The following is a 12,897-nucleotide window of genomic DNA, read 5'->3' on the forward strand; positions in this document are numbered from 1 at the left end:
CATGACCCGCCGCACGCCCGTCCTTCTCGGAACCCTCGTCCTCGGTCTCGCAGCCACCTACGTCCTGATGCGGCCCTCCCGGCCCGCCCAGGAGCCCACGGCGGCACCCCGGCGTCCTCTCTCCTGCCGCTTCTCGGCCGGAGAGGAGCTCGCCTTCCACGTGCGCGCCAGCAGCTCGGCGCGCGCCTCCGAGACCGCGACGCCCCAGCAGCTCAGCCTGGATGCCACCCTCTGGTGGCGGGTCCTCGAGGAGCGTTCGGCCTCGGGGTGGGTCGTGGCCGCGACCTTGTCCGATGTTCGTCTGCTCGAAGGGGGCGCGCAGGCCGATGGGGCCCGCCGCGCCGCCCTCGAGGCTCCCTTCCTCTTCCACATCGGCCGCGACTGCCGCTTCCGCGACTTCGCCTTCGACTCCTCCCTGGATGCCGAGGCGCGCCGCCAGCTCCAGGGCACGCTCCAGGCCGCCGAGCTCATCCTCCCGCCGCTCCCGCAGGCCCGGTGGGTCTCCCGCCACAAGGATTCGCTCGGCGCCTATGACGCCACCTATGCGCTCGAGTCCTCCGCCTCCGGCCCGGACGAGGCCCCGGCCTTCTCGCGCCAGCACGGCCAGTACATCGCCTCCAGCCTGCCCCTGCTCCCGGAGCAGCTCGGCGGCCGCATGCGCGTCGACGTGCTCTCCGGCGACACCCGCGCCACACTCGACGCCAAGGGCCGCTGGGTGGGCCAGCTCCACGGCGCCGAGCACCTGCGCGTGTGGATGGGCAGCAAGCTCCTCAGTGACGTGAGCTCCCAGGTGGAGCTGGAGCGCCTGGACGGGGCCCGCGGCGCCCCGGACGCCCTGGCCCACCTCGACGCCGGCCGCTTCGCCTGGGGCGACTCCGCCTCCGGTGCCCAGCGCTCCGCTCCCGAGCTGCCCCCCGCGCCGGATGCGGCCCTCGCCGCCCTGACGCTCGAGGGTGCGCTCGCCGATTTCGCCCACAAGCTCAGCGGGGGGCACAACAACGTGCACGACGCGGCCGTGCGCCTCGCCAGCTACCTGTCCGTCCACCCCGAGGCCATCCCCGAGCTGATTGCCCGCATGCGCGGCGGCACCGTGCCCGAGCAGCTCCACTCCGTGCTGTTCCTCGCGCTGGAGAAGACCGGCACGCTCGCCGCCGAGAACGGGCTCGCCTCGGCGCTCACGGATCGAGGCGTGGGCACGCAGAACCGCATGCGCGCCGCCGTCGCCCTCCAGGACATTCCCCGCCCCTCCGAGCGCACCGCGCACACCCTCATCGGCCAGGCGCGTGGCAACCGCGCGGACCCCGAGGAGCGGCAGGTGGCCGATGCCTCGCTGCTGGCGCTCGGGGCGCTCTCCCACCGCGTCGATGCCCGGATGCCCGAGGTGGCCCGCCTGTCCCACGAGGAGCTCGACACGCGCCTGCGCACCTCCCGTGGCACCGAGGACCTCGCGGTGGCGCTCGACGCCATCGGCAACTCCGGGGACGAGGGCTTCGCCGACTCGCTGCGCGGCTACAACCAGGACGCCTCGCCGCTGGTGCGCGCCCACGCCGCCCGCGCCTGGCGCCGCATGGAGCCCTCCACCGTGGAGCCGGTGCTCGTCGAGTGGCTCGGCCAGGAGAAGGACGCCCAGGTGCGCCGCTCCATCGCCGACACGCTCGCCGAGCAGGTGCGCGAGGAGGAGCGTCCCGCCTCTCCGGCCGTGCTCACCGCCGCCGCCGCGCGGCTGGTCTCGGAGCCGGATGCGCGGACCCGCTCGGCGCTCATCTCCCTGCTGGGCTCGGCCGCCCGCACCGATGCCTCCGCCCGGCTCGCGCTCGTCCAGCAGTTCCACCGAGAGACCGTGCCGGAGTTGCAGGTGCTCATCGGCCGCTTCGTCACCGCCGAGGAGCTCCGGTAATCCCCTTCAGGGAAGGGACCAGAGAGGAGTGAAGTTTCCCTCTCCCGGAGGGCGAGGGGAAAGGGCCGCGGCCCCTCACCTGGGGTGCGCGCCGGAAAAGAAATTCGTGGCCGGGAACACCGCGCGAAGGGTTTTCGTCACACCTCGTATCGGGCGCTCGAGAAGGAGCGGGCGCCTTCATCCTGGGGTGAGGCCACAGTGAAACCCGCGAAGAATCCCAGACAGCTGTTGCTTCCCCGCCGTGCGCTGCTGAAGACCGTGGGCACGGCGGTGGCGCTGGCGCCGCTCGTGAGCCTGCTGGGGTGCGGGGGCAGCACCGGGGCTGGCACCTCCGATAGCACCGACGGCACGTGGGAGGGCGCCAGCGGCACCTGGGCCACGGGCGGCACGGCGTCCATGTCCGGCAACTACGCGGACCCGTTCACCGAGGGCCTCGGCAGCACCTGCGCGCTCTACAAGGCGTCGACGCTCGGGCCCTGCCACGCGCTGACGGTGGAGCGGATGGACCTCAGCGAGGGCCAGGCGGGACTGCCCGTGCGGCTCGCCTTCCTCGTCGTCAACGCGTCCTGCCAGCCCATGCCGGGCGCCACCGTGGAGCTGTGGCACGCCAATCCCTCGGGGCTGTACTCGGGCAGCGACGCGGCCAACATGTGCACCAATGGCAACGCGGCCGCTCGTGCCGCTCGCTACTTCCGCGGCATCCAGACGGCCGATGCGAACGGGCGCGTGGACTTCAACACCTGCTTCCCCGGCTGGTACAGCAGCCGCAGCGTCCACATCCACTTCACCGTGCGCGTAGGCGGCACGGAGTACCTCACCTCGCAGCTCTTCTTCGACGATGCGCTCAACAACGAGATCATCGCGAGCCAGCCGCTCTACGGCACCCGTGGCGCCAAGGACACGGCCAACGCCAATGACAAGGTCATCAAGGAGAGCTCGCTGAGCAACCACCTCTTCCAGGCGAAGCAACTGGAGGACGGGGCACTGTTGGCCTGGAAGACGCTCGTGGTGCACGCCTGAGCGCTCACCACGTGGCGCCCAGCTCCAGCATCACCAGGTGCTTCTGGTAGTTGCCGTTCGTGTAGTCGTAGCGGTGGCACAGGTAATCGGGCGCCGTGCACGTCCCGGCGGCGTCCGCGAGCCGCGTGTCCACGTTGGAGGTATTCACCAGCAGCTCGTATCGGGCGGAGAGCCGCAGATGTTTCGACAACCGGGCGCTCACGGTGGGAACGAGGGCGAAGCGCACGTCCGCGCGCCGGCGGAGGTTCCATTCCTCCGTGCTCCCGTCGGCCGCCTGCACCCGTAGAGAGCTGTCGCTCAGGTAGTGGCGCCACTCCGCCTCGGCGTCCAGGCCCGCGTCGAACCGCTCGCCGAGCACCATGCGCGCGGAGGCGCCCCCGGCATGCCCGGTCCACGCGAAGGGGATGACGTACTCCTGCGTCGTGCCCGTGGTGACTACGGAGGCGCTCTGCACCAGCGTCCCGATGCGGTCCTCGCGGTAGCGGTACCAGGCCGTCATCGCCAGGAGCCGGAAACGGAGCTCCTGGGACAGCGTCGCATCCAGGCGCCGTCCGCTGAGATAGCTGAACTCGCTGCCGAGCCCGGCCTTGCGCGCGAGCGACACGTCGAGCCGGGTGCTCGTGTGCTCGCTCTCGTCCAGCGCGAGCCACGCCGAGCCCGTGAGGGAGGCCTGCAGCCCGCGGAAGTCCGACAGGCCGGTGAAGAACACGTCTCCCCAGGACGCGAGGCCCAGGCGGAAGCGGTGAGCCGATTCCCACTCCACGGCCACGGCCGCGCGGTGCAGTTGCAGCGAGTAGTCCTCGGCGGCGCTCGTCGCATAGGCCCGCTGCGTGCCGCCGTAGGAGAGGTCGGCGAACAGCGCGTCCGACAGCCGGAAGCGGGCCCCGAGCCCGAGCCCTGCCTCCGCGAAAGTGCTCGCGGTCCGCGCGCTCGTCGAGACGTCGCGCGCCGCCACGCCCACCTGGAGCACGTTGCTGTCGAAGCCGGCACCCGCTCCCGCCGACACCTGGAATCCCTGGCCGCTGGCGCGCAGCCCGAAGGAGAGCCGGTCGAGGTAGTCGTGCGCGGTCCGTCTGTCCTGAGGCTCCAGTTGCAGCGAGAGGGCCGCGGTGACGTCTTCCCGCGCCATTTCGCGCTCTCCCAGCCGGTACGCCGAGGCCCCCGCCATGAGCCGCGCCCGGCCGGAGTCCGGGTCTCTCTTCGCGTCCTGGAGGAAGAGCGTCCGGGCTTCCTCGAAGCGTCCCGCGTCGAAGGCCGCGAGGCCCCGCGTGTACGCCTCCTCCCGCGGGGCCTCCGCGTCTTCGCTGCTCCCTCGCGCACGTGCGGCGAGGGCGAGCAACTCCTCCACCTGTGCGGCCTCCCGCTCGGAGGCGCCGGGTTTCGCTCGCTCCGCCCATTGTGCGGCGCGCTCGGGAGCGCCCGCGTCCAGTGCGGCGAAGCCCGCGTTCACCCAGGCGACGCGCGCGAGGGCCTCGTCCGCCGTGGCCTCGAGGAAGGCCTGCTCGGCCTCGGCGAAGCGCTCCAGTGCGTAGAGGCAGGCGCCCCGGTTGAAGCTCCACGACGCGCGTGGCGGTGCATCCTCCGCTCGTCCCGCGGCCTCGAGGGCCTCCAGGGCTTCGGCGGGCCGGCCCGCGCGGAAGCGCGCGAGTCCCACCAGGTAGAGCGCGGCACCGAGCCGCGGCGGCTGTGCGGCCTGTAACGCCTGTTGCTCCGCCTCCGTGTATTGGCCAGCGGCAAACGACTGCTTCGCCTCGGCGAGCGGATCGGCTGCGACCAGCATCGCCACGAGCGTGAGCATCGGGGCAACCATCATCGTGGAGGCGGAGAAGGCGGCGGCTGCGAGGAGGGGGGAGGCCGCGAGCCGTCGCCCCGCGGCCCACGCCCCTCTTCACCCGGACGCGGCTGTCCCGAGCGTCCTCCCGGGCCCGAGGGTGGACCCCGAGGCTCCTGGCCGTGGGGCCCGCGGGACTCCTGGCCGGGCGGCGGCCGGACCGCGTCACCCCCCCGAGGGGGCGGCGAGGGACGCTCCACGCGCATGCGGCCGAGAATGGTGTCCACCTGCTCGCCCGGGGCGATGACGTCCACCGTGTGGGAGCTGTGCACGTGGGCGCGCGCCTCGGAGCCGCGTGCCTCCGGGGCGGGGGGCTGCGGGACGGGCGGTGCGGCCTCGGGTGGACGCGCCGCTCCAGTCTCCGCCGCGGGAGGAGGCGTGGCGGGCGCCTGGGCACGCGCGGCCCCACCCGCGAGCAGCACGAGCGCGGCGAGGCCCGCTGAGAGCTGTGCTCGGGTCCTGTTCATCCTGCCGTTACCTCCAGCACCACCTCGTGCTCGATTCTCTGATTGCCCGTGCGCGCCTGGGCCGTCACCAGGTAGCGGCCCGGCTTCTGCCCGCGCACCGCGATGGGGATGACGTTGCTCCCCGCGTTGAGCGGCTGGGTCCACTCGAAGGAGCGCAGCGCGAGCTCACGGCCGTCCGCCCAGAAGGACAGGCCCTCGGGCAGGCTCACCTGGAAGTCCGCCTCCGCCACGGCCACGTCCGCCGTGAAGTCCAGCTTGATGACCGCCACCTTGCTCACCGGCACCTGGGTGCCCGGCTCCGCGAGCGGGCGCGAGGCCTCGGCCACCAGCGTCGGCGGGGTGGGGGGCTGCCGCAGCGCGCTCATCAGCAGGAAGGCGAGGATGCCCGCGGCCACGCCCACCACCGGCCACAGCCATGGCGCGTTGCGGCGGAAGAGCCACCGCACGCGGTCCCACCCCGGGGCGGGCTCGGGCGGTCCCGCCGCCACCAGCCGGCGGTGGAGCGAGGCCTGGAAATCGAGCCCGGCCGGTTCCTCCCGCAGCGCCGACAGTCGCTCTCGCAGCGCGCGCTCCTCGGATTCTTCGGTCTCGGTCATTTTCCACTCCTACGTCCCTGGGACGAAACGTCGCTATTGGATGTTCCCACGTCCTGCCCGCCAGCCAGGGAGCCGGGCTCCTGTCCGCCCGCCAGCAGGTTCTTCAGCAACCCCCGGCCTCGCGACAGGCGCGATTTGATCGTCCCGATGGGCACGCCCTCGATGGCGGCGACCTCCTCGTAGGTATGCCCCTCGACGTCGAAGAGTACCACCGCGGTGCGGAACTCGGCCGGAAGCTGGCGGAGGGCGCGCCACAACCGCTGACGCTCCTGGGCCCGGGCCAGCTCCTCGTCGGCGGGCACGGCGTCCGAGGGGGCGTGGGCGTTGCCTCCCTCGAGCGGCTCTTCCAGGGAGCGCTCCCGGCCCGCGCGGCTGCGGGTGGCATCGAAGAAGACGTTGCGGACCAGGGCGTAGAGCCACGTCTTGAAGGCGGCCTGGAAGCGGAAGGAGCGCAGGCTCTTGTAGACCTTCACCAGGGCTTCCTGCGCCAGGTCGTCCACGTCCGCGTCGGAGGAAGCGAAGGCGCGCGCGAAGCGGCGCACCTGGGGCAGGTGCGACGACATGAGGAGCTCGAAGGCGCGGACGTTGCCGTCCTGGGCCTCGGCGATCAATGCGCGCAGTTCGTCGTTCTCACTCAAGGCGCCCAGTGTATCCGCCCGCGCGAGCCCTTCCACAAGCGCGGAGAAATGCCGGCGCCGGGAACACGAAATTCAGCCTCCTCGTCCTACGGGCGCAGTCGAGAGATGGGCCGGAACGGGAAACACAAACGGAGGGCAAATGACTTTCAAGAAGATGGGCGGTCCCTGGCTGGCGGTGAGCGCGCTCGTCGCGGGCGCGATGGTGAGCGGTTGCAACGCGTCCACGACGACGGAGGACGCCACCACGGGAGTGTCCCAGGCGGTGGAGACCTCCTCGGACTCGAGTGATGCGGTGGAGGTGTCGAGCCTGATGCGCGGGACGGACAAGCTGCGCACCGACGCGGTGGAGGGCTTCCACTGTGACTCGAGCCCGGACATCTCGTACGTGGACGTCTGCGGCAAGACCCAGCCGGCCGCGGTCCACCTCGAGTGGACGGACTGCGCGGCGCCCCAGCGGCCCGGTGGCGGCGGACACGGTGGGGATGGCCAGCGGCCTCCGCCCCCTCCCGCGGGCACCACGGGGTACTCGACGGTGTCGGGCCTGGGTGGACACGGCGGTGGCGGGCTGCCGCCGCCGGACGGGGCTGGCAAGGAGGGCGGCCGCGGGCCGCACGGCGGCCCCTCCAGCGGCACGGTGGACATCACCTATACGTACGAGACGCCCAACGGGTGCGAGAGCGCGGTGACGCAGAACCAGTCCGTGACGTACCTGATTACCCGCACGGACTCCGAGGGCAACGTCTCGACGGTGGAGGGCACCAGCGCCTCGAGCGCGCAGCTCGTCGAGGGCGCCCCGCCGCAGCAGAAGACGACGCAGGCGGATATCACCCGCAAGCTCATCGACGCGTCGGGCACGGTGGTGCGCTCGGTGCACCTCAACGGCTCGCTGAGCACCGACTTCTCCAGCGACACGCCGCCGGTGCGCACCATCAACGGCTCGTACACCGAGGAGTTCCTCGATGGCACGACGGGCACCGTGACGCTCGCCAACCTCGTGCGGCCCCCGCGCAACGTGTGCCCGTGGCCGATCTCCGGCACGCTGACGCGCGGCAGCAGTGACGGGACGACCCACGAGCTCGTCTTCGGGCCGGATTGCGGTACGGCGACGCTCGATGGCACCGCGGTGGAGCTGCCCTCGCACGGCCCCGGTGGCCACGGTGGTGGAGAGGGACGCCGGTAAGGCGCCCCCCGAGTGCCGCGGCCCGGTTTTCCCCCTCCCCGGGCCGCGGCCTCGTTGTTTTCGAGCGGGCCGCTCGCTACCAGCGCACCGCCGGGTGCCGGCGCATGATGCGCAACTGGCTCGCGCTGAAGGCGGGCGCGGTGACGCTGGATGGGCGGTAGTGCATGAGGTTGTCGGCGCCCGTGTCGTCGAGGAGATCCGCCGTCCCGTCCTCCTCGACGGCGTGGTAGAGGCCGAGGTAGTGGCCCAGCTCGTGCGCGATGAGCCGGCCGAGGTACCCCGTGGGCCATGAGATGTGCGGCGAGCTGTCGCGGCAGCCGCGGCCCCGGATGAAGACACCGTGCGCCCGCCCCGGTGCCGCCAGTCCAGCGGGGATGCCCGGCACGAAGCCCTCGGGCTCGCTCGTCTTGTTCTGCACCGGGTCCGTCAGGCGCAGGCAGCCGGCGAGCACCAGGGGCACCTGGCCGTCATCGGGGGCGAGGCCTCCCTCGTCACAGGCGTGCAGCGTGCTGAAGAGGCGTTCGAGCGCGGTGTAGTCACCCCGTTGGAAGTCGAGCGGATCCTCCACGTCCACGCGGCGGACGCGGACCGCACGCACCGAGAGCCGTCCCGGACGCAGCCAGGTATTCACCTCGTCGAGCGCCGCGACAAGGTCCGCGGGCAGGGGTGCTTCGTCCTCGTGGAAGACGGAGCCGGAGGTGATGGCGACTTCCAGCAGCACCACGCCCTCGCGCGTCTCGTCCACCTCGGGCAGGGAGAGCGCTTCGAGGCGCAGGCGCTCCGGATGCTCGCCGGGCCGGGTGGGGAGGAAGGTGGCGCACTCGCGAGCCGCCGCGCGCACCTGGAGACCCGAGGGCAGGGGAGCGGTCCGCTCTCCCGAGGGCAGCACGTAGAGGCCCGCGCCCACCCCCACGGACACCCGCTCGGGGCAGCCGCGGCAGTACGGGCCATAGTCCTCGAGCGAGGCCGGTGGCGTCACCCAGGCCCCTCCCTCCGAGTCCTTCACTTCCTGGAGCTGGACGCACGCCGCCTTGCCGCTCGCGTCCGTGACGCGGAGCGCCACGCCCCGCGTGCCCGTCCCGAGGGGCACGTCCACCCACCCCCCCACGCCCTGGTCATCGAGGGGGACCTCGCCCACCGTCGTCCAGGCGGCCCGCCAGGGGGCGAGCGAGGCGGCCTCGTCCAGCACGGTCCAGCACGAGGGGGTGGGGGAGCCGGGGGACGGCGGCTCGGTGGGGGTGCAGGCGCCGAGCAATCCCAGGAGCCCGAAGAAAATCCGCCGCACGGCTTGCCCGGAATTTCGTGTCACGGGTCGAAGGGGGTGGAGGCGATATGAGTCGGGTGGCATCAATCACGACGCTATTACAGCTTCAACCGGGTGGCGGAGGGCCTGGGACGGTTCTTCTCCGCTCTGATAGCTTCCGCGCTCCCCCCACCGCTTCCCCCGACGCATTGAGCCGATCCGACTCGCAACAGATCGCCCAGCTCTTCGACCAGCATGGTCCCCGGGTGTACCGCCGTGCCTTGCGCCTGTTGGGCAACCCCGCGGACGCAGAGGAAGCGACGCAGGAAATCTTCATCCGCGCCTTCCGTGCCGCCGGCAGCTTCCGCCAGCAGAGCCAGCTGACGACGTGGCTGTATCAAATCACCACCAACTACTGCCTCAACCTCATCCGCGACCGTTCGCGCCGCGCCGAGCTCCACGAGGAGCACGTGGCCCCCCTGGCGGACGACGCCTCCCGGACCGAGTCCGTGCGCCCCGATGACGTCGTCCTGCTGCGGCGATTGCTCCAGGGCGCGGATGAGCGCCAGGCCGCCGCCGCCGTGTACGTCTTCCTCGATGGCATGTCGCACGAGGAGGCCGCCGGGGTGCTCGGCGTGTCCAAGCGCACGGTGGGCAACCTGATCGAGCGCTTCCAGGCGTGGGCGCACGCGCAGACCTCCCAGGACGCCTCTACCTCTCCGGGGCCCGGAAGGAGTCATTCATGAGCCCGCCCGATTTCCTCTCCCTCCGTACGGGACGGCCCGAGTGCCCGTCCGACCTCGCGTTGGATCGTCTCCATGCCGGCGAGCTTCCCCCCGAGGAGGCCCGGCGCACCGAGCAGCACGTCGCGGGGTGTGCCGGGTGCGGCGCGCGCATGACCGAGCGCCGGGCCGGTTTCGGCGCCATCGACGAGGTGGATCCGCGCGCGATGCTGGCGCGCATCCGGACCGGGCTGGATGCCCCCGCCCAGGCCTCCGTCTCCGAGCGGCTGCTCCGGTGGACGCGGCGCCTCTTCGCTCCGCTCGCGCTGCTGGCCGTCGCGGCCGTTGCCCTGCTGATGGTGCGCGCGAGTGGGGAGGAGACTCCGACCACCCGCATGAAGGGCTCGCTCGCGCTGCACGTGTTCCGCCTCCAGGCCGACCAGGCCGAGGAGGTGCTCAGCGGTGACAGGTTCGCGCCGGGAGACCGCATCCGCTTCTCGGTGGACCTACCGGCGGAGGGCCATGTGAAGGTGCTCGGCGTCGAGTCCTCCGGGACGCTCTACACCGCGTGGCCGCTCGACTCCGGTGTGCAGACGCGGCTGGAGAAGGGCAACGGCATCGAGCTGTCCGGCGCGGTGTCGCTCGACGCGAAGCCGGGCCGCGAGCTGCTCTACCTCGTGCAGTGCCCGGTCGAGGTGGGCCCGCCGGAGTGCACCTCCGGGGGCGCTGACGCGAAGCCCGTGTGCCCCTCCGGTTGCGCGATGAGTCCCTTCGTCCTGGACAAGCGCCCATGAAGCGAGGAGCCGCGTCCCTTCTGTGCCTCGTGCTCGTGGCGCTCGCGCCCCTCACGGCCCGGGCGCTCCCCGAGTACACTTGGCTCGTCGCCATCGGCCATGACCAGGGGGCCCGCAACGAGGTGGGCCTGCTGTTCGCGGAGTCCGATGCGCGGACCTTCGCCGAGGTGCTGCGCCAGAACGGGGGCGTCTCGTCGCGGCGCACGGTGATGCTGCTCGGCGAGGACGCGTCCTCGGTGCGCCGGTCGCTCCAGGAGGTGAACGCATCCATCCGCGCCCAGGCCGGAGCGGGGCACTCCACCGCGCTGGTGGTCTTCTACTCGGGCCATGCCGACGCGACGGCGCTCCACCTCGGGGGCACCGAGCTGCCGCTGGAGGAGTTGAAGACGCTGGTGGAGGGCTCGCCCGCGGGGGTGCGCCTGCTGGTGCTCGATGCGTGCCGCTCCGGCTCCGTCACCCGCGTGAAGGGCGTCAACGCCGCCGAGAGCTTCCACATCACCCTCAGCGACGGCATCGCCTCCGAGGGCCTGGCCATCATCACCTCGAGCGCCGCGGGCGAGTCGAGCCAGGAGTCCGATGAGCTTCGGGGCTCGTTCTTCACCCACCACCTGGTGAACGCGCTGCGCGGCGCGGCGGACCACGACGACGACGGCAAGGTGACGCTGACGGAGGCGTACGGTTACGCGTACACCCAGACGCTGCGCTCGAGCGGCCAGACGGTGTCGCTGCAACACCCGACCTACTCCTTCGACGTGAAGGGGCGCGGCGAGCTGGTGCTGTCGAGCCCGGCCGAGCTCCAGGGCCGCTCGGGCCGGTTGCGGCTCGGGTCCCCGGCCATCTACCTGCTCATGGAGGGCAGGGCGGGGGGGCCGGTGGTGGCGGAGGTGTCGCCGCAGGGCAACCTGCGCGAGCTGTCCCTGCCGCCGGGCCGCTACTTCGTGCAGCAGCGCAGCGCCGACGAGTACCGCGAGTACCAGGTGACGCTCGCCGCGGGGACGCTGGTGGACCTGGCCACGCAGTCCTTCGAGACGATTCGCTATGACCGGCTCGTGCGCCGGCGCGGCGGCGAGAAGCGCTACACGCACAACCTCAGCCTGCTCGGTGGCGCCCAGGGCCAGATGCTCGCGGGCGAGGGCACCACGCCTCAACTGCGCGCCGGCTATGGCCTGGATTTCGAGTGGGGCTCGCTCGGCGTGCGGCTGCGCGGCTCGACGAACCGCGGCACCGGTGCGGACGGGCTGCTGGTGCGCAACCATCAGGAATTGGGCCTGGGGTTGTCCGTCCAGCGCTTCGTGGACCTGCGGTTCATGAGCGTGGCCTTCGGCCTCTTCGTCGAGGGCGTGTACCACCGGCAGCTCTTCGACACGGAGCGGCTCGCCGAGAACCGCCAGGCGCTCGGCGCGGGCTTCGGCGGAATCCTCGCTGTGGAGCGGCACCTCAACGGGGGGCTCGCGCTGCGGCTCGAGGGCGGACCGGTGACGGGACTCTTCCGCCAGGCCCAGGTGAAGAACGGCGTGGCCGAGGGCCAGATGCTGGCGACCCCCTTCACCTGGTGGGGCGCGGGAGGACTCGTATGGCGTCAATGATTCGGGCACTCGTCGCAGGTGTGCTCGTGGGCGCGGCGGTGACCGCATGCGGGGACACGCTCGTCGATGGGGCGTACTTGGGGACGCCGCGCTTCACGCTGCAGGGCAAGGTGATGGGCGACTCGGACAACGTCAACGCGGACCAGCTCCAGGTGGACCTCGGGGTGTTCTGGTTCCCCGCGGGGCCGAGCCGGCCGGAGGCCATGGTCCAGCAGCCGGGGACCGCCCGCCATTCGGAGTACTTCCGGCCCTTCGAGCTGAACCTGTTCGACGAGCCCGGGGCCGAGTTCCTCTTCACCACGCGCACCGGCGCGAAGTATGGCATCGCGCGGCTCGGGGCCTACGTGGACGCGAACGGCAATGGGCGGAAGGATGCCTCCGAGCCCTACACCGGCTACTCGCACAAGAAGGTCCTGATTCGCGCGCCCCGGGATTTGACGGCCGAGGACTCGCCCACCGGGGCGGCCTTGAAGGCGGGTTGGTACATCGTCTCGACGCCGCTCTCGTGTCCGGCGTCCGCGAAGCCCCCGGGCTCCGTCACTCCACCGCCCAAGCCGGTGCCCGTGGCGGACGGTGCGTGCGGCGTGCCGCTCGGCGCCTCGTGCAGGAATGAGGCGGACTGCGGGGGCGGGGTGTGCGTTCACGAGTTCGGCGGACCCTGGATGGAGGGCGCCTGCCTGATTCCCGAGCCTCCGCCCAATGGCTGCCGCCAGCGCGGCTCGGTGCTGCTGACGGACCCGGAGATCCCGGACAAGGCCTTCTGGGTCCCCGCCTGTCAGACCTCGGCCGACTGCGAGCGCGCCACTCCCTACCAGTGCGACCAGCAGCTCCGCGGGTGCCTGCCCACCGCCGAGGTCACGGTGGAGCGGGATGACGGCCAGCAGCCGCCGCCCATTTGCGCCGGCGGCGAGCCACCGAAATAG

Annotated in this window: 12 protein-coding genes; 7 read left to right on the forward strand and 5 right to left on the reverse strand. The window is 72.0% G+C overall.

All coding sequences use genetic code 11. The annotated features are described in order from the left end of the window. The first annotated feature begins 1 nt into the window (after position 1). Together ACJ8AN_RS20625 and ACJ8AN_RS20630 are read left to right on the forward strand one after the other, a co-directional pair. Positions 2-1,897, forward strand: coding sequence for a HEAT repeat domain-containing protein (locus tag ACJ8AN_RS20625; protein WP_407757109.1), 1,896 nt, complete (start codon positions 2-4; stop codon positions 1,895-1,897). Positions 1,898-2,095: 198 nt separating this feature from the next. Further along, the gene (locus ACJ8AN_RS20630; protein WP_407757110.1) at positions 2,096-2,917 is read left to right on the forward strand and encodes a protocatechuate 3,4-dioxygenase; all 822 of its coding nucleotides are present in this window, start codon (positions 2,096-2,098) and stop codon (positions 2,915-2,917) included. Positions 2,918-2,921: 4 nt separating this feature from the next. On the opposite strand, the gene ACJ8AN_RS20635 is transcribed toward ACJ8AN_RS20630, so the two are convergent. The 4 genes from ACJ8AN_RS20635 to ACJ8AN_RS20650 are packed head-to-tail and all read right to left on the reverse strand — an operon-like array spanning position 2,922 to position 6,449. Beyond that, on the reverse strand, positions 2,922-4,715 hold the full coding sequence (locus tag ACJ8AN_RS20635) for a tetratricopeptide repeat protein (RefSeq protein ID WP_407757111.1): 1,794 nt from the start codon (positions 4,713-4,715) through the stop codon (positions 2,922-2,924). Between the two features lie 11 nt (positions 4,716-4,726). Next, positions 4,727-5,215 (reverse strand): hypothetical protein, encoded by a 489-nt coding sequence (locus tag ACJ8AN_RS20640; protein ID WP_407757112.1) that lies wholly within the window; start codon positions 5,213-5,215, stop codon positions 4,727-4,729. Continuing rightward, entirely contained in the window at positions 5,212-5,811 is a 600-nt protein-coding gene (locus tag ACJ8AN_RS20645) for a hypothetical protein (RefSeq protein WP_407757113.1), read from the reverse strand. The genes ACJ8AN_RS20640 and ACJ8AN_RS20645 overlap by 4 nt, the downstream gene beginning before the upstream one ends. After that, positions 5,808-6,449 (reverse strand): RNA polymerase sigma factor, encoded by a 642-nt coding sequence (locus ACJ8AN_RS20650; RefSeq protein ID WP_407757114.1) that lies wholly within the window; start codon positions 6,447-6,449, stop codon positions 5,808-5,810. The genes ACJ8AN_RS20645 and ACJ8AN_RS20650 overlap by 4 nt, the downstream gene beginning before the upstream one ends. A gap of 139 nt (positions 6,450-6,588) precedes the next feature. On the opposite strand from ACJ8AN_RS20650, the gene ACJ8AN_RS20655 reads away from it, so the two are divergent. Further along, positions 6,589-7,629 (forward strand): hypothetical protein, encoded by a 1,041-nt coding sequence (locus ACJ8AN_RS20655; protein ID WP_407757115.1) that lies wholly within the window; start codon positions 6,589-6,591, stop codon positions 7,627-7,629. 76 nt (positions 7,630-7,705) lie between these two features. On the opposite strand, the gene ACJ8AN_RS20660 is transcribed toward ACJ8AN_RS20655, so the two are convergent. After that, positions 7,706-8,914, reverse strand: coding sequence for a hypothetical protein (locus tag ACJ8AN_RS20660; RefSeq protein WP_407757116.1), 1,209 nt, complete (start codon positions 8,912-8,914; stop codon positions 7,706-7,708). A 167-nt stretch (positions 8,915-9,081) separates the two neighbouring features. Here ACJ8AN_RS20660 and ACJ8AN_RS20665 point away from each other — a divergent pair, with 167 nt between their 5' ends. Genes ACJ8AN_RS20665 through ACJ8AN_RS20680 form a run of 4 tightly spaced genes read left to right on the forward strand, consistent with a single transcriptional unit; the run spans position 9,082 to position 12,897 of the window. Further along, entirely contained in the window at positions 9,082-9,618 is a 537-nt protein-coding gene (locus ACJ8AN_RS20665; RefSeq protein WP_407757117.1) for an RNA polymerase sigma factor, read from the forward strand. Further along, the gene (locus ACJ8AN_RS20670) at positions 9,615-10,388 is read left to right on the forward strand and encodes an anti-sigma factor family protein (protein WP_407757118.1); all 774 of its coding nucleotides are present in this window, start codon (positions 9,615-9,617) and stop codon (positions 10,386-10,388) included. Before ACJ8AN_RS20665 ends, ACJ8AN_RS20670 begins: the two co-directional genes overlap by 4 nt. Beyond that, positions 10,385-11,974 carry a caspase family protein gene (locus ACJ8AN_RS20675; RefSeq protein WP_407757119.1) on the forward strand — a complete coding sequence of 530 codons (1,590 nt, stop codon included), beginning with the start codon at positions 10,385-10,387 and terminating at the stop codon, positions 11,972-11,974. Before ACJ8AN_RS20670 ends, ACJ8AN_RS20675 begins: the two co-directional genes overlap by 4 nt. Next, positions 11,962-12,897 carry a hypothetical protein gene (locus tag ACJ8AN_RS20680; RefSeq protein WP_407757120.1) on the forward strand — a complete coding sequence of 312 codons (936 nt, stop codon included), beginning with the start codon at positions 11,962-11,964 and terminating at the stop codon, positions 12,895-12,897. Before ACJ8AN_RS20675 ends, ACJ8AN_RS20680 begins: the two co-directional genes overlap by 13 nt.

The sequence above is a fragment of the Archangium sp. genome (assembly GCF_045802675.1).
Taxonomy (GTDB): Bacteria; Myxococcota; Myxococcia; order Myxococcales; family Myxococcaceae; genus Archangium.

What these genes read in the sequence shown, in the direction of transcription:
- ACJ8AN_RS20625 (WP_407757109.1), top strand. Translation starts at nt 2, where the DNA reads ATGACCCGCCGCACGCCCGTCCTTCTCGGAACCCTCGTCCTCGGTCTC.
- ACJ8AN_RS20635 (WP_407757111.1), bottom strand. Translation starts at nt 4,715, where the DNA reads ATGCTCACGCTCGTGGCGATGCTGGTCGCAGCCGATCCGCTCGCCGAG.
- ACJ8AN_RS20640 (WP_407757112.1), bottom strand. Translation starts at nt 5,215, where the DNA reads ATGAACAGGACCCGAGCACAGCTCTCAGCGGGCCTCGCCGCGCTCGTG.
- ACJ8AN_RS20645 (WP_407757113.1), bottom strand. Translation starts at nt 5,811, where the DNA reads ATGACCGAGACCGAAGAATCCGAGGAGCGCGCGCTGCGAGAGCGACTG.
- ACJ8AN_RS20655 (WP_407757115.1), top strand. Translation starts at nt 6,589, where the DNA reads ATGACTTTCAAGAAGATGGGCGGTCCCTGGCTGGCGGTGAGCGCGCTC.
- ACJ8AN_RS20670 (WP_407757118.1), top strand. Translation starts at nt 9,615, where the DNA reads ATGAGCCCGCCCGATTTCCTCTCCCTCCGTACGGGACGGCCCGAGTGC.
- ACJ8AN_RS20675 (WP_407757119.1), top strand. Translation starts at nt 10,385, where the DNA reads ATGAAGCGAGGAGCCGCGTCCCTTCTGTGCCTCGTGCTCGTGGCGCTC.
- ACJ8AN_RS20680 (WP_407757120.1), top strand. Translation starts at nt 11,962, where the DNA reads ATGGCGTCAATGATTCGGGCACTCGTCGCAGGTGTGCTCGTGGGCGCG.